Below are 22,202 nucleotides of genomic sequence, written 5' to 3'. Positions count from 1 at the left end.
TATTACTTGAATAAATTCTCTATCAATTCAGTATTTCTGAACGGCTTTAACCGCTCGCTATCTAGAACCTTTTCTATATTTAAAACAGCTTCATCAACACTGTCATTTAAAATTAAATAATCATATTTTGATACATATTTAATTTCACTGACAGCCTTTTGCAATCTTTTTTCTATAACATCAGTACACTCTGTAGCTCTGCACTCTATTCTCCTTCTTAATTCTTCAAAGGATGGCGGCAGAATAAATATAAGTACGGAATCAGGGTACTTTTGCTTTATTTCAAGAGCCCCTTCCACGGTTATTTCCAATATTATGTCCATACCGTTTTCCACACAAGAATCAACATATGACTTTGGTGTACCATAGTAATTGTCGCAGTACTTATCCCACTCAATGAGAGCATCATTCTTTATCATATCCAAAAATTTGCTTTCTGAAACAAAGAAATAGCTCTGACCCTCAATTTCACCTTCACGTGGCTTTCTTGTAGTAGCTGATACAGAATATCTTACATTATTCCTTTGGGACAACAACTTTTTGCATACCGTACCCTTTCCTGTTCCTGAAGGTCCGGACACTACAACTAATAGGCCTTTTTGTTGCATGATTTCCTCCTATTCAGTAACTGAATCTTCATCAGCTTCACTGTCATCGTTGTCCTTGGTATTTAATCTGTGGGCTACTGTTTCTGGCTGTACAGCTGATAAAATTATATGGTCGCTGTCAGTAATTATTACTGCTCTTGTTCTTCTTCCGTATGTTGCATCAATCAACATACCTCTGTCCCTTGCTTCCTGAATAATTCTTTTAATCGGTGCTGATTCCGGACTTACAATTGCCACGAGTCTGTTAGCGGAAACAATATTCCCAAAGCCAATATTTATAAGCTTCATACACTCCTCCTGATATCTATTCCATATTCTGAATTTGTTCTCTTATTTTTTCTGCTTCACTTTTTAGTTCCAGAACATTTTTTGTAATAATTATGTCATTTGATTTTGAGCCGATTGTATTTATTTCCCTGTTTATTTCCTGAACCAAAAAATCAAGTTTTCTTCCAATAGGCTGTTTCTTTATGTTTAATATATCTCTTAACTGTGTTAAATGACTTCCCAGTCTTACCAATTCCTCATCTATGCCGCACCTGTCAGCAAATATTGCTACTTCCATTGCAATCCTGTTTTCATCAATAGTTTGCTGATTTAATAATTCTTTTATCCTATATTCAAGCTTTTGCTTATATTCAGTGACAACCTGGGGACTTCTTTGAGAAATATCTGATATAATGGTTTCCATATAATCGGCTTTCTGAAGCAGGCTGTTTCTTAATTCATTTCCCTCTTTTTCTCTCATTTGGAGAAGCGAATCTATTGCCAAGTCCAATGCTCTTTTAAGAACAGACCACAAATGTTCTTCATCATCTTCATTTTTCTCTATTCTTAAAACATCCGGGAAACGTGAAATAAGCGATACACTCAAGTCATCCTTCAAGCTATATTTTTCTTTGAGCTTTTCAACTGCCTGTATGTAAGCACTTGCTAATGGCTCATCAAGTGTCACACTTCTGGAATTGTCGGAACGATCTTCAAATGATATAAATATATCAACTTTACCGCGAAAAAGACTTTTAGAAGCTACTTCTCTGACTCTTTCCTCAAGATAACCAATCTGTCTCGGTATTTTTATATAAAAATCTATATAGCGGTGATTTACAGTTTTTATTTCTACCGTAAATTCTTTGCCATTATCACTAAAGGTTCCTCTACCGAAACCTGTCATACTTCTAACCATATATGCCTCCGGTTACTGGGATAAAATTTAACCCAAAATATACTATTAATCCCGCTTAGTATTATAACACATATTTGCAGAATTTAAAGGATAAATTACTACTTTTCATATATTTTTATCAATTTTCTTCAATTTACTAATGTTTTTAATTTGTTGCACTATTCCCTATAAAAAATAAAATGGAGGAATTATCCCCCATTTATATAATAGACATATTATCAGAGATTTAAAACATTTTCTATTGCCTGTTGAACCCTGGTTTTATCAAAGGGTTTAACAATAAAATCTTTAGCTCCCATTTTAATTGCATCTATTACCATAGCCTGCTGTCCCATTGCAGAAACCATTATTATCTTGGTAGCTGGGCTTACTTCCAATATTCCCTTTATTGCCATAATTCCATCCATCTCTGGCATTGTAATATCAAGAGTCATTATATCAGGTTGATTACGCTTTGCTTGTTCAATAGCTTCACGGCCATTTGCTCCTTCACCTACAACGTGATAGTTTGAATTTTCTTCAATCATTCTCTTAATTAATGTTCTCATAAACACTGCATCATCAACAACAACAAATTTAAGTTCTCCCATTAGACACATCTCCTAATTCATACATCAAAAGTGATAAAGCTACCATTCCGGCAGTTTCCGTGCGTAGGATTCTTGGCCCCAGAGATATCTTCTTAACCCCTCTGTCTTCTGCCATTTGGACTTCTTTTTCTTCAAACCCTCCTTCAGGACCAATGATAATACTTCCACTGGTAATTCCTTGATACCGGGATACAATATTTTTAAGTCCAACTGCACTTTCCTTCTCATAAGGAATAACTGCCAGTTCAGCTTTAGATGCCATTTCAACGGCTTCTTTAAAAGATACAGGGTACAGAATATTGGGAATTATTCCCCTATTGCACTGTTTTGATGCCTCTCTTGCTATCTTTTGCCATCTCGCAAGCTTATTTTTTGCATCTTTATCAGTATTTATCCTCGAAACACAACGTTCTGTGATTACCGGAACTATTTCCCAAACTCCAAGTTCTACACATTTCTGTATAATTAACTCCATCTTGTCCGACTTCGGTAATCCCTGGTACAAAGTAACTTTTAAAGGTGATTCAGTAAAATTTTTATTTATATCCGTTATTACACATATAATTGAACTATCATTTATTTTTTCTATTTCAGCTGTGTAGTCAAATCCTCCACAGCATACAATTACTTCATCCTTTATCTGGGCCCTTAACACTTTTTTTAAATGCTGAAAGTCTTCACCTATTATGTTAATTCTTCCGTTAGCTATTTGTGCTTCTTCTACAAAGTATCTTGACATTTAAACACCATTGCCACCCATTCTCCCATTTCAAGAGTTTCTATTAGTGACATCCCGTTTTTTTCGCATGCGTCTATTACTTCCTGTTTCCTTTCTTTAATAATACCCGAAGTAATAATCAAAGATTCCTTTTTTAAATAATAAGGTATAAGCGAAGACAAGTCAATAATTACATTAGCTATTATATTAGCTACAATTATATCGTATTTATGTTCTTCCTGCTTTAAATCAGACAATATAGCCTTATGTGCAGATACTTTTGATATTTCCCGATTTAGCTCGATATTTTCCTTTGCAACTTTCACTGCAACTTCATCTATATCAATAGCTTCAACTTTTTTTGCACCCAGCTTCGCTGCTATTATTGAAAGAATACCTGTTCCACAACCAATATCAAGAACCTCTGTATCATCTCTCATATACTTATCAAGCAACACAGAGCACATTTGTGTGGTTTCGTGAGTACCTGTTCCAAAGGCCATTCCTGGGTCCATTTGTATTATTATTTCATCACCTTTGGGACTGTAATCCTCCCATGTTGGCTTTATTACTATTCTTTCTGTAAGCTGAAGGGGCTTATAATACTTTTTCCAAGCTGTAGACCAATCCTCATCATCTACTTCGCCGTATCCCTCTATACCTTTTCCAATACTTAAAAATTGGGATATATTTCCCAAGCCGTCATTTATTTCCTTCAATAGCTCGTCTATATTATTTCCGCTCTGGAAATATGCTTGTATAATAACATCCTCTCCTAATGATTCAAGAAAATCATCATCAGCATAGTCCAGAGTATTTGGCTTTAATATCTCTTTTTTTATGTCAAAAGGGTCTTTGATAGCTACGCCACCAGCTCCCATTGTCGTAAGCATTTCGGAAACCGCATCACTTGCTTCATCAGTAGTACTTATCCGTATTTCATACCATTTCATATATTTACTTTTGCCTCCATGAGCAGTAAAATTCTTAATTATTTAAATGCATCCTTCATTTTGTCAAAAAAGCCTTTTCTCTGCTCGTGGGATTCATCGCCGCTGATTTCAGCAAATTCCCTCAGCAATGCTTTTTGTTTGTCATTGAGTTTTTTCGGAACTTCAATATTTACCTTAACATACTGGTCTCCACGACCATTTCCTCTCAAATAAGGGATTCCTTTGCCCTTTAATCTGAAAACAGCACCGGTTTGAGTTCCTTCAGGTACAGTATATTTTACTTTTCCGTCAAGAGTAGGTACTTCTAATTCAGCACCTAATGCTGCTTGTGTAAATGTAATAGGTACATCACATATAACATTATTTCCCTGTCTGGAAAATAGCGGGTGAGGTTTTACATGGATATTTACATACAAATCTCCGTTTGGACCTCCTTTTACTCCCGGATCCCCACCACCTCTTAATGAAATGGTCTGACCGTCATCTATTCCCGCAGGAATATCTATTTTTATTTTTTTTGTACTTCTGAGTCTACCTTTTCCGTTACATGCAGGACAAGGCTCTGTAATAATCTTTCCTTCACCTTTACATGCATCACATGTTTTGGTGTTTATAAATTGTCCGAATGGGGTGCTTTGCTTTATTTGAATCTGTCCTGTTCCGTTACAGCGGCTGCAGGTTGTTACATTACTTCCTGGTTTGGCCCCTGAACCGGAACATTTGGAGCATACTTCCATTTTGCTAACATTTATTTCTCGTTCAATACCAAATGCAGCTTCTTCAAAGCTGATTTCCATAGAATATTTAATGTCTGCACCCTTCTGAGGGCCTCTTCTTGTTCTACTTCTTCCTCCAAAGCCTGAGCCTCCAAAGAAAGTTTCAAATATATCTCCTATTCCACCAAAGTCAAAATCTGAAGAGAAGCCTCCTGCACCACCAAATCCGTTAGGGTCTGTTCCCGCATGACCGAACTGGTCATACCTGCTCCTTTTCTGAGAATCACTAAGAACCTCATAGGCCTCATTTACCTCTTTGAACTTCGCTTCTGCAGCCTTATCTCCTGGATTGACGTCCGGATGGTACTTTTTCGCAAGATTTCTATATGCTTTTTTTAGTTCAGCATCACTAGCGTTCCTATCAACGCCTAATACCTCGTAATAATCTCTCTTTTCTGCCATCGAATTCAACTCCTGTCTCATTACACAGCAAACCAGCAACCTAAAATAAGCCAGAGCTGTATTATGTAAGCTTTGGCGTTTTTAATAAAAACCTTATGCTGTTAATGCTATAGGGGCTTTTAAGCCCCTATACATTATTATATATTTATTTATCCTCGTCAACTACTTTATAGTCTGCATCAACAACATTGTCATCCTGTCCAGCTGCTCCCTGTTGTCCTCCAAAGCCGGCTGCTCCAGGGTCTGCCTGTGCTCCTTGTGTCTGTTGATATATTTTTGATGATATTTCATAGAATGACTGCTGCAATTCTTCGGTAGCTTTCTTTATTGCTTCGACATCAGTACCTTTAAGGGCATCCTTTACCTTGTTTACTCCGCTTTCAATCTTTGACTTGTCATCAGCAGATACTTTATCTCCAAGATCTTTTAATGACTTCTCTGACTGATAAACCAAGGAATCTGCATTATTTCTAATATCGATTTCTTCTTTACGCTTTTTGTCTTCAGCCGCATATTTTTCTGCTTCTTTTACAGCCTTATCTATATCTTCATCAGACAGATTAGTTGACGCAGTTATTGTTATATTCTGCTCATTACCTGTTCCAAGGTCTTTTGCGGATACATGAACTATACCATTTGCATCTATATCAAAAGTAACTTCTATTTGTGGTACACCTCTTGGTGCTGATGGAATACCTGTAAGTTGGAATCTTCCAAGAGACTTGTTGTATTGAGCCATTTCTCTTTCGCCCTGCAATACATGTATCTCAACACTTGTCTGTCCGTCTGCTGCTGTGGAGAATACCTGACTCTTCTTGGTAGGAATAGTTGTATTTCTTTCAATAAGTTTTGTGAATACTCCGCCAAGTGTTTCAAGTCCCAGTGATAACGGTGTAACGTCAAGAAGAAGAAGTCCAGTTACATCACCTGTCAATACACCCGCCTGAATTGCTGCACCAACAGCAACACATTCATCTGGATTAATTCCCTTGAAAGGCTCTTTTCCTAAGTATTTTTTAACTGCTTCCTGAACTGCAGGAATTCTTGTGGAACCACCAACTAACAGAATTTTGTCTATCTTGTCTGGTGTAAGCCCTGCATCCTGCATAGCCTGTCTTGTTGGTCCCATTGTATTTTCAACTAAATCAGCTGTTATTTCATCAAATTTTGCTCTTGTAAGTGTTACATCAAGGTGTTTTGGTCCAGATGCATCAGCAGTAATAAATGGTAGGTTTATATTTGATGAAGTCACACCGGAAAGTTCTATTTTTGCCTTTTCAGCCGCTTCCTTCAATCTCTGCATTGCCATCTTGTCGTTTTTAAGATCTATTCCGCTTTCTTTTTTAAATGTATCAACAAGGAAATCAATTATTCTTTGGTCAAAGTCATCTCCGCCAAGTTTGTTGTTACCGTTTGTTGCAAGAACTTCAAATACACCGTCACCGATTTCAAGTATGGATACGTCGAATGTTCCTCCACCTAAGTCATAAACCATTATTTTCTGGTCATGCTCTTTGTCAAGGCCGTATGCCAATGCTGCTGCCGTAGGCTCGTTTATAATTCTGAGAACTTCCAATCCAGCAATTTTACCGGCATCCTTTGTTGCTTGTCTCTGAGCATCACTAAAGTAAGCAGGAACGGTAATTACCGCCTGAGTTACTGTTTCACCAAGATATGCTTCTGCATCAGACTTAAGCTTTTGAAGAATCATTGAAGATATTTCCTGTGGTGAATATTTCTTATCATCTATATTAACCTTACGGTCGGTTCCCATATCTCTCTTTATTGAAATAATTGTTCTTTCCGGATTAGTGATAGCTTGTCTTTTTGCAACCTGTCCTATCATACGTTCACCGGTTTTTGAAAATGCAACAACAGAAGGGGTAGTTCTATTTCCTTCCGGATTTGCAATAACGACAGGCTCACCGCCTTCCATAACTGCTACACATGAATTTGTGGTACCTAAATCTATACCAATTACTTTCGACATAAATAATATCCTCCTTAATATATTTGATAATCTTTTTTATTTTAAACTACTGTGTTAGTTTACTACCTTTACCATACTATGTCTGATTACTTTTCCCTTCATTGTATAACCTTTTTGAAATTCTTCTACCACAATGTTCTCACCAATTTCGTCATTGGTTTCATGCATAACGGCATTGTGTAATTCAGGGTCAAAAGGATTATTAACTGCTTCTATTGCTTCTACACCTAATTTGTCGAGACAATCCTTCAACTGTCTCATAACCATTTCAACGCCTTCCTTCAATGGATTGCTTTCAGTGTTTTCTGCGGCTTTTAAAGCTCTTTCCAAGTTATCTACTACCGGAAGGAAGGTATTTACAGTGTCTATTGCTATATCAAGGCTAAGAGCTTCCTTTTCCTTGATTGTTCTTTTTTTATAGTTGTCAAACTCTGCTGCTGTACGCTGAACCATATTTTTTAAATCTTCACATTGCTTCGCCTTTTCTTCCAACTTTGCTTTTAAATCCTGAATTTCCGCATTTACTGCTTCATCACCATTCACATCAGAAGTCTTCGATGCTTCCTGATTTTCTTCTCCTTTGTTGATTTCTTCAGAATTCATTTCCTTAGTGTTTTCATTTTCATCCTTAGGATGTTTTTCTTTTTTCATTATCTGAATACTACCTCCTTATTTATACTATCCATTATCCAAGAGTTTAAGAATCTCCTGATTGATTTTATTCCTTATATAATTCATTGATGCCACAACCTTTGAATACTCCATTCTGGTTGGTCCAATAATGCCTATGGTTCCTATTACACGATTACCTACACTATAGGATGCAGTAACCAAACTACAATCCTTTATACCTTCTACAGCATTCTCATTTCCTATGTGAATAATTATCTCATTATTTTTATTTGAATTACTTGTAAGAAGGTCAGATACAAAATTCTTTTCATCCAGTATATTCAAAAACTCCTTGGCCTTATCAACTTCCTTAAACTCGGGAAAATTCAGAATATTTGTTGCTCCTTCTAAATATACTTCCGGCTTATCAATTGTTCTAATTAAATCCTCAATTCCGTCGAGAATAGGCTTAATTAATCCATAAGGCAGCGCACTCAGTTTCTCGAACTTCTCATTTAATATGTCCGATTTTAGCATTTCCAAAGTAAAGCCTCTTAACTGGTCGTTAAGCATATTTGAAATCTGAATCAAGAAATCAGGTGTAACGCTTTCTGGTATCCTGATGAGATTATTTCTCACAATATTAGAATCTGTTACAATAATCACCAATGCTTTTCCAGGCTCTATAGGTACTACCTGAACAGCTTTTAAAACGCTCTGTTTCATATGAGGGGTTATCGCCATAGAAGTATATTTTGTAAACTTGGACATAACCGCCGATGCAGTCCTAATAAGCTGGCTAAGTTCATTTATCCGAATATTCATTTCATTCCGTATTTTCTCTATTTCACTTTCGGATAATTCATTTATCTTCATCAACTGATCTACGTAAAGCCTGTACCCTTTGTCGGAAGGAACTCTTCCTGCTGATGTATACGGCTGTTCCAAAAGTCCCATTTCTTCCAGATCAGCCATCTCATTTCTAATTGTAGCTGAACTTAAACCAAGTTCATGCTTCTTGGCAATAGTTCTAGAACCTACAGGTTCAGCAGAGTATATATAATCATCTATGATTGCTTGCAGTATTTTCAATTTTCTATCGTCAAGTAGCATTATAATCACCCCTCTTGTTAGCACTCTTTAATGTTGAGTGCTAATTATATACTAAAAATAACATTAGCATATTTGTTTGTCAAGTATTTTTCTTGTAATATACGGTAATAAATTATTAAAAACTAAAAGACCCTGCACAGAAATATAATAAATTCCGATACAAGGTCTTTCTTAGTATTTCAAATAGTAGTTATTTTAAACTCCGCCGTTCATTTCCTTGTAATATTCTACACAAGCATACTTTCCTGATTTTTCACGGTATATTTCAAATAAAAATACAATTGTAATAAATTCGGCAAGATATGATATTATGGAGGATACAGCTCCTCCAATAATAGGAATCCATCCTACTACCAATCCTACTATTGACCCGGCTATTATTCCAAATATAGATATAAGAATACTGATACCTAATATTGTCCAAAAATTGCCTGATACATAACGGAATGAATTTTTCAGCCCTGTCAATACATCAGTATCCTCCACACAAACTGATGTAAACCATAGTGAAGTATATACTGTCAACGCTATACAAGCAACTATGAAAGCCAAAGTAAACAGTACTATCAATAATATACCTGCAACATTTGAAACCGCTGCTATTACTGCCACACCGATTGCAATAAGTATTATATAAGCAATTACCAATCCTATCCAGATGGCAATTTTTAATAATCCGTAGAGCACAAATCTTCCTATATACCTTGTCATGGAAGATGTCATATCACTAAGAGTTGACGTACCTGTCTCATACTTTTTATTTATCATTCCGTATGTTGCTGGATAAACCAGAATAGATAAAATCAGAGTCAAAACCGATGATATTATCATACTAATAATCATTGTAGGCCCATACAAGCTAAGGATAATATCATAGGTTGGTATAAATGACCCGCTACTGTCCATCATCTGTTCAATTATCCGCTCAAAATTCTTAAAATTAAATAAAAATCCTAAGGAACCCACGCCCATTATCATACTCGGTATTGCCATAGCTATTAGCAGTGGAATCGTAATTATAAAGTTCTTAAATGTAAACTTAAATGCATTTTCAAGGTATCTCATAGTTAACCTCCCAAATTAGTATATATATTTGCTCATTCTCTATTTCTTATTGCTATTGCCTTCAATATATGCCGCTACAAGACTGTTATATCCTTTCATAACCTTTTGGGTTACAATATTCTCAGATGAATTTAATGTATACTGGTCTATTATTTTTATCGGCATTGCGTTAATGGATGTACCGGTTATAAAAGCAGCATCGAAATTACTTATCTGATCAACACTAATTAATGTTTCTATAACTTCGTATCCCAGTTTTACGCAAACATCAATTATATATTGTCTCGTAATACCTTTCAAAACATATTCTTCGGGAGATGTATATATTTTTTCGCCTTTTACAAAAAAAACATTAGATTTTCCACCTTCTGTTATTTTATTGTTGTCATCTACCAAAAGCACTTCAAATGCACCATTTTCTGCTGTAACTCGCTTAATTTCTGCTTTGTATGAAATATTTATCATTTTGATATTTGGATTGCTTCTACTTAGCTTGATGGTACAACACTTTACACCACTGTCATACTCCTTTTGTGATGGGTAGTAAAACTTGTTTATGTGTAGTAGCGTAATCTGCTCTTTTTCGTAAAGAAGCACCAATACTTTCACATTACAGTTAACTAAATTATTCACCTCACATATTTTTGTAATTTGATTCCTTAAATCTTTATTTGATATTTCCAATTCATTTTGAATCTTTTGCACCGAACTTTTAAGACGTGTAAAGTGATCATCATAAAACAGCGGAATTCCATCTATAATACGTATAACTTCATAGCAAGCCGTATACTTTTCATCTGAATATTTATTCAGCATTTCAGCCGGCAAGATTTCCCCATTTATAATACACTTTGTACCTATGTTATCTTCGAATGTCATTTTTTGTCCCCTTTTGATAATGAATTAAAAAATATATTAAATTAATTTTTCCAATATAACTTTAATTATATAACAGTCTCATCAAATTAATCAATCTCATCAAGGGATAAGTTAAAGCTTGGTATAAATTTTTCCATAAAATACTTTACCTCTGGCAAATCAATTTCGGTTATTGTTTGCAGAATGGTTTCCCTAGCCTTTTTAAATTCGTTATTCCCTGCCTTTAATTCTTCAATACATTTTATATAGGCCGAAATCCTGTCAGCAGCCTTTACAAGTTTCCAGCAATTCATATCATCCGGATTTTTGAAAAATAAAGAATAATATTCATCTGCCATTTCCTCAGGCAGCATAGATATGATTTTCTCCTTTGATATGTCTTCGATATCCTTGTAAATTTTACTTATCTGAGGGTTATAATATTTTATAGGAGTAGGCATATCACCTGTTATTATTTCATTACAGTCATGAAACATCGCCAGTATCGCCACTCTTTCAGGATTTACTTCACCGTTAAAATATGTGTTCCTGATTACTGCCAATCCGTGTGCAATTATGGCAACCTGCAAACTGTGCTCCTGTATATTTTCAGTATACGTGTTACGCATAAGCCCCCATCTATTTATATACTTCATCCTTGAAAGAAAAGCAAAGAAATGAAAACTTTTATCATCCATATTCCCACCTACATCCAGTATATTTCTTCAAAGCAGCTTTGTGCAAACTGGTCTGTCATGCCTGCTATAAAGTCAATTACTTTCTGTGCATCACTTTCAGACTTATCATATGCCTTGTCTGCAATAAAGTTATAAAACATTCTGTAAACTTTATTTTCACTTGTCTGAAGCTTTTCAAAATCTGACATGCTGCTGAGAAGGCTATCAAACAAACCTTCAAGAGTATTTTCAGCAATTTTTTCATAACGGGTTATCTTATCGGCCTTGTAAATCAACCTTACATTCTCATTTATAAGCTTTTCAAGTGCCTGGCCCTTTTCCTTACTAAGCTGAATACAATCTCTACCATAGCTATTCTCAATCATATCACAAACCAGAGTATTTATTATCTCACCATTTGTGTTGCCCAACTCATTTCTTATATCCATAGGTATATCATGCATATTCATAAGGTTGACACGCACAGCATCCTCAATATCCCTTCCAACATATGCTATTTTGTCCACTAATCTTACAATACAGGCTTCAAGCGTATAGGGAAGATGCCCTCTATCTTTCAAATTAAGCAATGATTGCGGAGTTTTACTTAAATCTCTTCTCAAAGAGTATTCGTTATAGTTTTCACCACAATGTGAGACTATTCCGTCCTTTACTTCAAAAGTAAGATTAAGCCCGCATTTTTCATGTATTTTTTCTTTTGAGATACGTGTAGCAAGTTTTTCTACAACCCGAAGGCTGTGAAGTTCATGCTTAAATCCGCCTTCTTTATTTACTTTCTTCATACATTTATCTAATACACGCTCTCCACTATGACCGAATGGTGCATGCCCCAAGTCATGTCCCAAAGCTATTGCATACGTAAGATCCTGATTCAGATTTAATGTCCTGGCTATAGTGACAGCAATTGATCCTACGTTTAGTACATGCTCCATTCTTGTACATATGTGGTCGTTCTTAGCATTAAAAAATACCTGAGTTTTGTGTCTTAGTCTTCGAAACTCCATAGAGTATAGAATTCTGTTCCCATCCCGTTCAAAATCTGTCCTGATAGGACATTTTTCTTCATTAATTAACCTGCCAAAAGAATTAACACTTCTTGCGGCATAAGGACTCAGCAAATTCTCTTGCTGCTCTCTTAACTGTCTCCACACCATAAAAACACACCTCCGGCCTTTAACTCTAATATACCATATTCTTGCAGGAAAGTATGCATTACAATTTATAATCTAGTTTACCATTGTCCCTTTGTTTTCTTACCACTGGCAGCTATGGCAATACCTGCTGCTATGAGTGCTACCGGAATGAAAAGACTAGGTCTTATAAATGTCAATATTGTATTAAGGAACATGCATGCAAAGAAGAATGCTGAAATTCCTGCAATTATTAAACTTGATATCAACAAACCCTTTTCTCTGTTTGAAAATAGATACATCTGAAATAGTCCAACAGCTACAGATAATATATACACAGGCCATGTATACTCAGCAAAATACCAATTTGTTGCAACCTCGAACATAAATAACATTCCGATAGTTGTAATAATTCCTCCAGGTATTAGTAATCCGGGCTTTCTTCCTGTTATGAAAAAGCTGAACTCAAAACTCAATCCGACTAAAAGTACTATAAACACCCAAAAGTCTCCTGCGTTTAAATCCAGAAAACTTATACCAAACAACATTTTTAAAACCAGCAGCAATGCACCTGCACCTATGAGTAACATGCCTACCAAAGAATAATTTTTTCTCATAATATCCCTCTCTTTTTAATTTCTATTAAGCTTATTTTTAATTACATTGATTATACATAATTTTGTTATTTTTTGTCTGACTTTTCTAGAAACGAATTTTTATTTTTTAACTGGAAATAATATGCTTAATTATTAAAAACAGGAGTTGAGAACCATAAAAAAGAGAGGCAGGTTAGTAGTACTTATTTTAAGTGTCGTTATTAGTTTATACTGCATTTTTATTTGGAAAAATGTTTTTGAAGCAAGTTATACTCCAAAGTGCCCACAAGTAGATATTTCATGTATTCTAAATAAAAATAAACTAAGCAAGGAAGATTATTCTCTTTTATTTAAGCAAACAGGCCTTTCGAAAACAGCTATTGATGAGTTTCGTCTATCCTCTGACGGTAATAAAAAAATACTTTCAATTCAAAATAACTATTTTAAAAGAAACAAGATTTTCAGAGAAAAGTTAAACCCTTTCACAGTTCAGGAATCAATCCTTGTCAACGGTTCTATAAGCAGATTTGTTCAAATGGCACCTGTTAAAAATGGTGATATTCTTTTGACGAAATCTTGTTATACCTTTTACTGGAGGCATGGCCACTGCGGTATTGTTATTGATGCTAAAAAGGGAATAACTCTGGAAGCTCTCACACCGGGTAGTCACAGCATAACACAGGATATATCAAAATGGCAGTGTTTCCCAACTCTTAAAATTTTAAGACTTAAAAATGCTGACCAAACAAAACTTGATGCTATCGCTTCCTTTGCGGCTAAAAATCTTGCAGGAATAAAATACGGCATCTTCTCCCCTAAATGCTATGATGATACCAAACCAAAGGTAGAAAACTGCTCACAAATGATATGGCAGGCATTTTACCAATTTGGCTATGATATAGACGCAAATAAAGGCTTAATAGTGACACCTTCTGATATAGCCGAGAGTGAACTTTTTGAAGTTGTTCAAACTTTTGGATTCCCCCCGGATAAGTCTTGGTGATTTCTAAAAAAAGATAATACATGTAAGTAATATCAATATTGATAACAGTATTGCAAAATAATCCAATACAACAAAACCATATGTTTTATACCCGCTGTCCTTACGTCTTAAATTAAATCCCCTTAATTCAGCAGATATTGCACTGCCCTCAATCCGTTTTACAGAGGAAATAAGAAGTGGAACACAAAGTGGAAGCAACAATTTCAACTTCTTTACAGGGTTTTTTGTGTCAAATTCAACTCCTCTTGCGGTCTGAGCTTCAATTATACCTGTCATTTCATTTTCAAAAATAGGTATAAATCTTAGGGCTGTTATAAATGCAAAGGTATACTTATAAGGTATATGAAGTTTCTGTACCATAACATTAGTAATATCGCTCATTCTGGTAACTGTCAGAATTATAACCAAAGGCATAGTAGCTCCTACAAGTCTCAAGACTAGCATTATACTGAATTTCAAGCCTATATCTGTAATATATAAATTGAATGGAAGATTTAAAAGGATATTCCCAGATCTAATGAAAAATACTTGCAATAAAAAAAGTACAATTCCTATTTTAAGTAGCGTAGCCAGCAAAGAAAATGCCCTGCCAATAATTCCAGCAAGATAGGCTATAAAAAGGTTTACAGCAATAATTCCAATTGTACAAAAAATGTTACTGCTGGCAAAGCAGCTCAAGCATAGTAAAAAAGCAATTAACATTTTTGATAAAGGGTTTAACTTGTGTATATAGGTATCACCCTGGCTGTATTCTAAAATGCCCTTCACATTATACACCCTCTTTCTTGGCTTTTTGTGATATAATTTCTGTCATTTCATCCAATGTAAATATGTCCTCAAAACCTTTTCCAAGCCGAATAGCAAGGTCAGCTATCTGTGGTGGTGTCAGAGATGCCTCTTTTAATATCTCAGTCTGTGACATTACTCTGCGGCAAGTATCGTCAGCAAGTATACGGCCTTCCCCCACCACAATTATCCTTTGTGCAAAATCAGCTACCAATTCCATATCATGGCATACCATGACAACAGTAGTTTCGTTGTGGTTTAGTTCATTAATGATTTCCATAATATGCATACATTCCTTGTAGTCTAATCCGGTAGTAGGTTCATCCAATACCAGTATTTCGGGAGACAAAGCCAGTACTGATGCAAGTGCGATTTTCTGTCTCTCTCCCCTGCTTAGAGAAAACGGGTCCTTGTCAGGAATCAAAGCAAATTTCTCTATTGTGTTTCTGCACCTTTTTTCTATATCTGCAGTGTCTGTCAAAATACATTTTAGGCCGAATTCTATCTCTTCCTTAACTGTGTTACGGCAAATCTGCCTGTCAGGGTTTTGAAATAGAAATCCTACATGCTTTGCCAGTTCACTCGTCCTTGTTACAGAGGTATTTAAACCTGCAATGGTGACTGTACCAGAAGTGGGTTTGAGTAAACCGTTTAGAAGCTTCATAAGTGTTGTCTTTCCTGCACCATTTCTGCCCACAATAGCAACAAATTCTCCTTTTGCTACCGATAGACTTATGTTGTTGAGAATATTTATTTTGTCATAGGCAAAACACACGTTATTGAAATTTATCACCCAAGTACACTCCTTACCATGGTTTCGGCCTCATTTAAATTGACGGGAACCGGTCCATTATATATTTTTCGCTGCTTAAGATTGTTTGCCAGAGAAGATACCCTTGGACAGTTAACACCAATATCAGTCAATTTTGTAGTGTCACTCAGCACCTCTTTTGGCGTCCCCTCTAAATAGATTTCACCACTGTCCAAAACTATGATTCTCTTGGAAAACTCACTGAGTAACATTATTTTTTGTTCAACAACTATAATTGTTATATTTAGGTTTTCGTTAAGCATTTTCAACATATTATATATCTGCAGGCTGCTCTGTGGGTCAAGTTCGGCAGTTGGCTCGTCAAGTACCAGTATGTCAGGCATCATTGCAACTACAGCCGATATGGCAACCTTTTGCTTTTGACCGCCGCTTAGTGTGTTGATGTTTCTATAACGTAAATCTTCTATACCTACCATTTTAAGTATATCTGTTATTCTCTTCTCAATTTCTTCTTTAGGGACTCCAAAATTCTCCAAACCAAATAGTATCTCATCTTCTACAACTGAAGATACCATCTGTCCGTCAATATCTTGAAATACACTTCCTACACTCAATGCCAGCTGAGTCGGTGATAAATCAACAGTGTCCTGCCCCTTCACCCTGACCTCACCATAAAAGTCACCTTCATAGTGATGGGGAATAACTCCGTTAACTGCATAGGTAAAGGTTGACTTGCCTGCTCCGCTATTCCCTATGATACCCACGAAATCACCTTTTTGAATAGAGAGGTTCTTTATTGTTAATGCAGGCTTTTCACCTGTTTTGTATTTAAATGAGAAATCCTTGAACTCAATCATCTTTGCCACGTCCCAATGCCAGTTTTACAGGTATATAAAGAATCTGAACTATTACTGCATTTACTACGGCAGTTAACAGTATCATTACTATAAATGCACTGAAGGGTATTGTCTCTACATTCGCACCTGCATAAAATGCAATATACAGTACCCCAAGAAAAGCAAGTCCACTTGCCAAAGTACTCAGGAAAGTACCTAATATGGGTTTTAATAGTGAATAGGGCTTAAACTTCAGAGGTAGGCTTATAAGAATAGACATTACAAGGGTACCTAATGGTTCACTTATTAAATTTATATATGGTGTACCCGGAAGAACCTGACAGATAGCTCCTGCTATAATGCCTATAATTATAGCTTCAGATAGCTTTGGTTTTATTATAAGTATTGCTAAACAATACATTGCAATAACAAAATTTGGTTTCATACCGGCATTAAACATAGAACCCACAAAAAACTTAAGTACAGCCCCTGTTGCCAGTAACACACCTACAAGAATTACATCAGAAATGGTAAGGCCAGCTTTTTTCTCTTTTATAACCACTCTTTTTTCCATAAAAAAACCTCCAACAATATTTTTTAGTAGAGGTTTGAGTTTACGTATATAGTTTTTACAACCAAACAAAATACAACCTATTAAGACAACAGGCGTACTCGTCCTTTTTTTGCTTCTCATCTCATCTAATCTAAACTCGTCTCATCTCATCTCTACTTGTAAAGAATATAACATTCGTCGGCGAGTTTTGTCAATATAGGACAATAAATATTGTATTTTATTTAATCACTTTACATTCAGTCGTAAAATGTGATACTTTTGGGGAACTTTTTGATTGTTATCCCTTATAATCCCCTTTATTTTCCTTCTATAAAATAAGTAGCTTCCATGTCTGCCGTACACAGTGCAAATGCCAGCGGAAATTGCTCAAATGCATCCCCTATGCATCTTTTATCTTCACAGCCGGAAAAACCCATGTGATACCTTATTGCAAAGGCTTCCTCTCTGGTCAGCCTCATAAATCCCGTTATTATGTATACTGATTTTTCACCATGTCCATAAGGCAGTCTATCATCATACTCGTATGTTGGAACTGTCTGCCAAACTCCACGTTCGTCCTTTACATTTCGAGTTCCCGGTTTGTAACAGTTTATTTTACAAATATCATGTAAAAGTGCAACTATTGCAATAGTTTCTGAATCGTAGTTCAGACCGTAGATATTTTTTACTCTTGTCCTTGAAAGGTAGTCAACCAAACATTCATATACATTTATACTATGTTCAACCAAACCACCTTCATATGAGCCGTGAAACCTTGTACTTGCTGGGGCCGTAAAGAAATCACTTGATTTGGACAGCATATATTCCAGAAGTTTATCGGCTCCCTCACGTTTGATATACGTATTATATAATTCAATATATCTATCTTTTAAATTCATATGTAACCCCTTTAAATGATAAATTATAATTTTATGCTGTAAACAACTATTTCATTATAATATTTTAATAAGTATTAAAACAAGAGCAACTTAAGAAAAGCTATACAGTACCTGAACATAAGGAAAAACTGTATAGCTTCTATAATGAAAATTAATAAATATCGTGTTTCTTTAAGCTACATTTATATCGAATTCCAAATCATCTGAAAAAAATGAGCCTCCTTGAAATGTAAGCTTATAGCTTCCAGGTTTCACTGCTTTGAATGTCCATTGCGTTAAATTGAGTGCATCAGCCATCCCCGGATGATCCTCAAAGACTTCTTTATTGAGTAGGTAAATTGCTGATTCATCAGTATTGGAATACTTCCAAGTACCTCCGAAGATTCCTCCGCCAACAAGTGCTATGTTAAATGACTCCCCTTGTTTTACGTCTATAGTACGTCCAACATCACTTACATATATATCATATTTGAAAGTTTGCAGCGGTTCTTCATCTGTTTCCCACGGCCGCTTGTACGTAAACTCAATTGTATACTTGCCAGATTTTACTGCTTTAAATGTCCATACCTTTTGGATAGGGGTACCATCAAGATTAGGTGTAAAACAATAGCTGTCTTCAGAAATCAAATTAGCGCCATCGAAATCAGATATGGTATATTCCCATTGATAACCTGTTGACCCGTTTTCCTTTAATGATATTTGAAATGTATCATAGGAATCTAAAAGGAAAAGAAATGTACTGCTGTTATTAGCGGTACTTGGATATTTCGATTCAACAGGGAAGGTTCTTATCTCTCCAGTGATTAATTTTTTCAGTAGTGCTAAATCTAAAGCATTAACATTCTCATCACCATTCAGATCCGCTGCTTTCATATTGACTGTACCCGGCTCAGCTACACCTAATAATATTGATTTCAGTTTTGCATAATCAATAGAATCGACGTATCCATTACTATTGAGATCACCAAAAAGCGTGTAGCTTTTTGATACTCCAATGTCAGTGCTTGGTGTTTCCGCATTTGCTTTTGCCGGAGCAATAAGGATTAAAAAGATAACTACAGCCATAAGAACAGATAGGTATTTCTTAGCTCTTTCCATTAATATTTCCTCCTTAATATTCTGCTTTTTCAAACCTTCTTGTTTCACTTAATATATCAAATGATTTTACAGAAAAGTGATATAGGTTTGATTACTTATTTTGGGAAATATGGTTTGTATATACATTGTATTGAATATAGCACTAAAAGTCAATTATCTTTTATACCTTTACAGTAAGCTTTTTTATAATATCATTTAGTTTAACAGCAACCTTTAAAGGCAAAACGGAAGTAATTATTTTTTGTGAGAAATTAATAATCCCTGCAGTAAACGGGGGTTTTATTCCATATTGATTTTTTGCCCTTTTTCGTACCATTGATATGAATTTGAATGTTCTTTTCATGTTCGTGGAAAAAAGTGAACCCGGTCTTTGTCGGTATAGTACAATTGCATCTTCTATATTAGCAAACTTTCCGTATTTAAATAACCTGAAATTCAAATCTAAACCTTCCGCTACTGTAAGGCTTTCATCAAAATAAAAATCTTCCGGAGGAATTTTTGCTCGGTTATACATACTTGTTGGGTCTGCTATGGGCTGGAACTGAAAAAACTTCTTTTTAATTTCTGTATCTGTCAAAGGATATCTGGTATTTCCAACTATTTCATCATCTTCATTAATATACATTTCCTGTCCCCCAAGTACCACACAGTCCGGATTCTGCTTCATGTATGCAAATTGCTTCTCAAGTCTGTCTTTTACCATAATGTCATCCGAGTCCATACGTGCTACTAAAGGCGCAGAGGCATGACTAATTGCATGATTTAGAGAAAAACTTACTCCCATGTTTTTTTCATTCTGAAAAACTTTCACCCTGGAATCCTTACTGCTGTATCTTTTGAGTATTTCCAATGAATTATCTGTTGAACCGTCATCTACTGCTATAATTTCAAAATCTGTAAAAGTTTGAGCCAATACGCTGTCCAGAGCTCTCGATAAATATTTTGAAGTATTATATACAGGCATTAATACACTTATCTTGGGAAAATTTGCTTTATCAGTCACTTAATCACTTCTTTCATAGTTAATTTACTTTTTTACATCCAGTGATAAAACAATTGGGTCATGATCGGATAAAGTGTCAGGAGATATAGTTTCATATGTTTTAAATCTTATGTTATCATTTGATTTTGGCAATAATGTAAAATCAATTCTCCATAGTTTAAACCCGTACAATTGATATGATAAAGGAAAAATATCATTAGAATACCTGACCCCATCAATATGATCCTTAAGGAGATCATTCATCACACCCATAGCCTTTGTAGAATTAAAATCTCCTGCAACAAAATAATCTGATTTTTCGTTCTTTAAATCCCTCTTCAAGTTCTTAAACCCAACTTCTCTGGCCAAAAATCTTCTATGCAGTGCATCATAAAAATATGGTTTCAGAGGATTGGTTGTTTCAATATGAAGAAGCATATGAACATTATAAAACCGGACATTTCTTCCATTTATGTCTACATCGGTTACGGCATATTGCTCGGAATAATCAGTATAAGACTTCTTTATTGGAAAACGTGAAATTATTACAAATTGATTATCTATAGAAAAATAATATCCTGGAAATTCTTGCCTAATCCTTTCGCTGTCATCAAAATGTATATAGTGCAAAGGAAATCCCGGAACGATGTTGCAAAGTCTATATGGTTGACCACTGTCTTCATCGGTTTTATAGTGCAGATATTCCTGTAAAAGATACACATCTGCTTCCTGTTTTTTAATAAATGAATAAAACTCATCCTTGTCCTTATCCTGATCCCATAAATTTGTATTCCAGCAAACCACCTTTATAGGTGAATAATCTTCTATCCCATTTTTATCTTCTGTTTTACTGATTAAATTTATATCAAGCTGCGTTAATGACATTATTAAGCAAATAGATACTATTACCAAGTATAATGGCCTCTTCTTTTTTTGAAATAAATAGTATAAAAGAAGTAGTAAAGAAATAATTGTAAATAAAAATGTAGGTGAACTTGCAGGAAAATTCCAGAAGAATACTCTCCCTGTCAGAATAATATGCAGAGTAATGAAAGCCAGCCATAAAAATGTCAGCACTGTTATTATTCTATGTATATTTTTTTTAAGCACAAACTTAACCTCCAAATCTAACCTAAAGTGGATTATAGTTTAAAACCGTTGTTTATATATAATACGGTGCAAAAGTTTCGTCATACGTATAGCTGCCTTATCCCCTTCTATTTTACTGATAAAATAATTAACGTTTCTTCGGTTTTCATTATTTTGCTGTATACTATTTACCGGATGAACCAGATGATAGTTCACTATAGAATAATTTCTTTTAATCTTTACTCCGGATTTATAAAGCCTGTATCCTAAATCCGTGTCCTCCATCCCCCATCCAGTAAAATTCTCGTCAAACATTCCTACATTCAGTAAGTCCTGTCTTTGAACTGAAGAATTACCTGTACTAAAGGTTACACACTCAATATACTGACCTAAAATAATCCGGGCTGTTTTTTTCAAAAAATTAAATCTTTCAGTTACGGAATCCCTTTCAATACGGCCATAATCTGATTTAGTAATACCATCACTATAGAATTTATCCAGTATTTCCTCCGAGTAATTTACATCTCTTCTTTCTCCAACTATTGCATAACGCCCTTTTTGGTGGCTCATAATGTGTTTGTAAACAAAATCCGGAGCTGGGATTCTATCGTCATCCAAAAAAATTACTACATTTCCAGATGCTTTCAAAATCCCTGAATTTCGAGCTTTTGCACGTCCTACATTCTTTTCGTGAATTACTTTTATAGGTGTATAATTTAGTCTTATCCCCTCAAAGTTTTTAAGAGTATCCTTACTGCAACCGTCAAAAACAATAATTACCTCTATAGTATCATCAACTTGTCCTTCTAAAGCCTTTAAAATCAGACGCAGCCTTGATAATTTATCCTTTGTAGGAATGACAATACTTGCTTTTTTCATGTTTTCCCCC

At 35.2% G+C, this 22,202-nt stretch carries 25 protein-coding genes; 1 reads left to right on the top strand and 24 read right to left on the bottom strand.

Annotated elements, in window-relative coordinates; genetic code table 11:
* Positions 1-2: 2 nt before the first annotated feature.
* The 15 genes from gmk to K412_RS0117400 all read right to left on the bottom strand — a co-directional run bounded on the left by gmk (position 3) and on the right by K412_RS0117400 (position 13,316).
* Entirely contained in the window at positions 3-608 is a 606-nt protein-coding gene (gene gmk / locus K412_RS0117470) for a guanylate kinase (protein ID WP_024834276.1), read from the bottom strand.
* Positions 609-617: 9 nt separating this feature from the next.
* Entirely contained in the window at positions 618-896 is a 279-nt protein-coding gene (gene remA / locus K412_RS0117465; RefSeq protein WP_024834275.1) for an extracellular matrix/biofilm regulator RemA, read from the bottom strand.
* 16 nt (positions 897-912) lie between these two features.
* Positions 913-1,794, bottom strand: coding sequence for a YicC/YloC family endoribonuclease (locus tag K412_RS0117460; protein ID WP_024834274.1), 882 nt, complete (start codon positions 1,792-1,794; stop codon positions 913-915).
* 218 nt (positions 1,795-2,012) lie between these two features.
* A complete protein-coding gene (locus K412_RS0117455; protein ID WP_024834273.1) occupies positions 2,013-2,384 on the bottom strand; it encodes a response regulator in 372 nt (123 codons plus the stop codon).
* Complete coding sequence (locus tag K412_RS0117450; RefSeq protein WP_024834272.1) at positions 2,371-3,123, bottom strand: 16S rRNA (uracil(1498)-N(3))-methyltransferase; 753 nt, start codon at positions 3,121-3,123, stop codon at positions 2,371-2,373. Before K412_RS0117450 ends, K412_RS0117455 begins: the two co-directional genes overlap by 14 nt.
* Positions 3,105-4,055, bottom strand: coding sequence for a 50S ribosomal protein L11 methyltransferase (prmA, locus tag K412_RS0117445; protein ID WP_024834271.1), 951 nt, complete (start codon positions 4,053-4,055; stop codon positions 3,105-3,107). Before prmA ends, K412_RS0117450 begins: the two co-directional genes overlap by 19 nt.
* A 38-nt stretch (positions 4,056-4,093) precedes the next feature.
* A complete protein-coding gene (gene dnaJ / locus K412_RS0117440) occupies positions 4,094-5,233 on the bottom strand; it encodes a molecular chaperone DnaJ (RefSeq protein ID WP_024834270.1) in 1,140 nt (379 codons plus the stop codon).
* A gap of 145 nt (positions 5,234-5,378) precedes the next feature.
* Positions 5,379-7,223 (bottom strand): molecular chaperone DnaK, encoded by a 1,845-nt coding sequence (dnaK, locus tag K412_RS0117435; protein ID WP_024834269.1) that lies wholly within the window; start codon positions 7,221-7,223, stop codon positions 5,379-5,381.
* Between the two features lie 54 nt (positions 7,224-7,277).
* A complete protein-coding gene (grpE, locus tag K412_RS0117430) occupies positions 7,278-7,874 on the bottom strand; it encodes a nucleotide exchange factor GrpE (RefSeq protein ID WP_024834268.1) in 597 nt (198 codons plus the stop codon).
* 27 nt (positions 7,875-7,901) lie between these two features.
* Complete coding sequence (gene hrcA / locus K412_RS0117425; protein WP_024834267.1) at positions 7,902-8,948, bottom strand: heat-inducible transcriptional repressor HrcA; 1,047 nt, start codon at positions 8,946-8,948, stop codon at positions 7,902-7,904.
* A 195-nt stretch (positions 8,949-9,143) separates the two neighbouring features.
* Entirely contained in the window at positions 9,144-10,013 is an 870-nt protein-coding gene (locus K412_RS0117420; protein ID WP_024834266.1) for a DUF7847 domain-containing protein, read from the bottom strand.
* 39 nt (positions 10,014-10,052) lie between these two features.
* A complete protein-coding gene (locus tag K412_RS0117415; RefSeq protein ID WP_024834265.1) occupies positions 10,053-10,892 on the bottom strand; it encodes an aminotransferase class IV in 840 nt (279 codons plus the stop codon).
* Between the two features lie 86 nt (positions 10,893-10,978).
* Entirely contained in the window at positions 10,979-11,569 is a 591-nt protein-coding gene (gene yfbR, locus K412_RS0117410) for a 5'-deoxynucleotidase (RefSeq protein ID WP_024834264.1), read from the bottom strand.
* A gap of 8 nt (positions 11,570-11,577) precedes the next feature.
* Positions 11,578-12,723, bottom strand: coding sequence for an HD domain-containing protein (locus K412_RS0117405; protein WP_024834263.1), 1,146 nt, complete (start codon positions 12,721-12,723; stop codon positions 11,578-11,580).
* A 77-nt stretch (positions 12,724-12,800) separates the two neighbouring features.
* A complete protein-coding gene (locus K412_RS0117400; protein WP_024834262.1) occupies positions 12,801-13,316 on the bottom strand; it encodes a hypothetical protein in 516 nt (171 codons plus the stop codon).
* Positions 13,317-13,461: 145 nt separating this feature from the next.
* On the opposite strand from K412_RS0117400, the gene K412_RS0117395 reads away from it, so the two are divergent.
* Positions 13,462-14,298, top strand: a complete 837-nt coding sequence (locus K412_RS0117395) for a hypothetical protein (RefSeq protein WP_024834261.1) — start codon at positions 13,462-13,464, stop codon at positions 14,296-14,298.
* Between the two features lie 3 nt (positions 14,299-14,301).
* On the opposite strand, the gene K412_RS0117390 is transcribed toward K412_RS0117395, so the two are convergent.
* The 9 genes from K412_RS0117390 to K412_RS0117350 all read right to left on the bottom strand — a co-directional run bounded on the left by K412_RS0117390 (position 14,302) and on the right by K412_RS0117350 (position 22,192).
* A complete protein-coding gene (locus K412_RS0117390; protein WP_024834260.1) occupies positions 14,302-15,066 on the bottom strand; it encodes an energy-coupling factor transporter transmembrane component T family protein in 765 nt (254 codons plus the stop codon).
* A gap of 1 nt (position 15,067) precedes the next feature.
* On the bottom strand, positions 15,068-15,877 hold the full coding sequence (locus K412_RS0117385; RefSeq protein WP_024834259.1) for an energy-coupling factor ABC transporter ATP-binding protein: 810 nt from the start codon (positions 15,875-15,877) through the stop codon (positions 15,068-15,070).
* On the bottom strand, positions 15,874-16,713 hold the full coding sequence (locus K412_RS0117380) for an energy-coupling factor ABC transporter ATP-binding protein (protein ID WP_024834258.1): 840 nt from the start codon (positions 16,711-16,713) through the stop codon (positions 15,874-15,876). Before K412_RS0117380 ends, K412_RS0117385 begins: the two co-directional genes overlap by 4 nt.
* Complete coding sequence (locus K412_RS0117375; protein ID WP_024834257.1) at positions 16,706-17,266, bottom strand: tryptophan transporter; 561 nt, start codon at positions 17,264-17,266, stop codon at positions 16,706-16,708. Before K412_RS0117375 ends, K412_RS0117380 begins: the two co-directional genes overlap by 8 nt.
* A 296-nt stretch (positions 17,267-17,562) precedes the next feature.
* Positions 17,563-18,144: a hydrolase gene (locus K412_RS0117370; protein WP_024834256.1), complete on the bottom strand. Its 582-nt coding sequence runs from the start codon at positions 18,142-18,144 to the stop codon at positions 17,563-17,565.
* Between the two features lie 171 nt (positions 18,145-18,315).
* Positions 18,316-19,242 carry a protease inhibitor I42 family protein gene (locus tag K412_RS0117365; protein ID WP_034848289.1) on the bottom strand — a complete coding sequence of 309 codons (927 nt, stop codon included), beginning with the start codon at positions 19,240-19,242 and terminating at the stop codon, positions 18,316-18,318.
* Between the two features lie 160 nt (positions 19,243-19,402).
* Positions 19,403-20,245 carry a glycosyltransferase family 2 protein gene (locus tag K412_RS0117360; RefSeq protein WP_024834254.1) on the bottom strand — a complete coding sequence of 281 codons (843 nt, stop codon included), beginning with the start codon at positions 20,243-20,245 and terminating at the stop codon, positions 19,403-19,405.
* A gap of 24 nt (positions 20,246-20,269) precedes the next feature.
* A complete protein-coding gene (locus tag K412_RS0117355) occupies positions 20,270-21,334 on the bottom strand; it encodes an endonuclease/exonuclease/phosphatase family protein (protein ID WP_024834253.1) in 1,065 nt (354 codons plus the stop codon).
* Positions 21,335-21,373: 39 nt separating this feature from the next.
* Positions 21,374-22,192: a glycosyltransferase gene (locus K412_RS0117350; protein ID WP_024834252.1), complete on the bottom strand. Its 819-nt coding sequence runs from the start codon at positions 22,190-22,192 to the stop codon at positions 21,374-21,376.
* Positions 22,193-22,202: the final 10 nt, after the last annotated feature.

The sequence above is a fragment of the Ruminiclostridium josui JCM 17888 genome (assembly GCF_000526495.1).
Classification (GTDB): Bacteria; Bacillota; Clostridia; order Acetivibrionales; family DSM-1351; genus Ruminiclostridium; species Ruminiclostridium josui.
The sequence above is the reverse complement of the archived record's forward strand: the minus strand, read 5'-3'. Positions and strand labels throughout refer to the sequence as shown.

Coding starts and splice junctions, on each gene's coding strand:
- gmk (WP_024834276.1), bottom strand. CDS start 608: ATGCAACAAAAAGGCCTATTAGTTGTAGTGTCCGGACCTTCAGGAACA.
- remA (WP_024834275.1), bottom strand. CDS start 896: ATGAAGCTTATAAATATTGGCTTTGGGAATATTGTTTCCGCTAACAGA.
- K412_RS0117460 (WP_024834274.1), bottom strand. CDS start 1,794: ATGGTTAGAAGTATGACAGGTTTCGGTAGAGGAACCTTTAGTGATAAT.
- K412_RS0117455 (WP_024834273.1), bottom strand. CDS start 2,384: ATGGGAGAACTTAAATTTGTTGTTGTTGATGATGCAGTGTTTATGAGA.
- K412_RS0117450 (WP_024834272.1), bottom strand. CDS start 3,123: ATGTCAAGATACTTTGTAGAAGAAGCACAAATAGCTAACGGAAGAATT.
- prmA (WP_024834271.1), bottom strand. CDS start 4,055: ATGAAATGGTATGAAATACGGATAAGTACTACTGATGAAGCAAGTGAT.
- dnaJ (WP_024834270.1), bottom strand. CDS start 5,233: ATGGCAGAAAAGAGAGATTATTACGAGGTATTAGGCGTTGATAGGAAC.
- dnaK (WP_024834269.1), bottom strand. CDS start 7,223: ATGTCGAAAGTAATTGGTATAGATTTAGGTACCACAAATTCATGTGTA.
- grpE (WP_024834268.1), bottom strand. CDS start 7,874: ATGAAAAAAGAAAAACATCCTAAGGATGAAAATGAAAACACTAAGGAA.
- hrcA (WP_024834267.1), bottom strand. CDS start 8,948: ATGCTACTTGACGATAGAAAATTGAAAATACTGCAAGCAATCATAGAT.
- K412_RS0117420 (WP_024834266.1), bottom strand. CDS start 10,013: ATGAGATACCTTGAAAATGCATTTAAGTTTACATTTAAGAACTTTATA.
- K412_RS0117415 (WP_024834265.1), bottom strand. CDS start 10,892: ATGACATTCGAAGATAACATAGGTACAAAGTGTATTATAAATGGGGAA.
- yfbR (WP_024834264.1), bottom strand. CDS start 11,569: ATGGATGATAAAAGTTTTCATTTCTTTGCTTTTCTTTCAAGGATGAAG.
- K412_RS0117405 (WP_024834263.1), bottom strand. CDS start 12,723: ATGGTGTGGAGACAGTTAAGAGAGCAGCAAGAGAATTTGCTGAGTCCT.
- K412_RS0117400 (WP_024834262.1), bottom strand. CDS start 13,316: ATGAGAAAAAATTATTCTTTGGTAGGCATGTTACTCATAGGTGCAGGT.
- K412_RS0117380 (WP_024834258.1), bottom strand. CDS start 16,713: ATGATTGAGTTCAAGGATTTCTCATTTAAATACAAAACAGGTGAAAAG.
- K412_RS0117375 (WP_024834257.1), bottom strand. CDS start 17,266: ATGGAAAAAAGAGTGGTTATAAAAGAGAAAAAAGCTGGCCTTACCATT.
- K412_RS0117370 (WP_024834256.1), bottom strand. CDS start 18,144: ATGAATTTAAAAGATAGATATATTGAATTATATAATACGTATATCAAA.
- K412_RS0117365 (WP_034848289.1), bottom strand. CDS start 19,242: ATGGAAAGAGCTAAGAAATACCTATCTGTTCTTATGGCTGTAGTTATC.
- K412_RS0117350 (WP_024834252.1), bottom strand. CDS start 22,192: ATGAAAAAAGCAAGTATTGTCATTCCTACAAAGGATAAATTATCAAGG.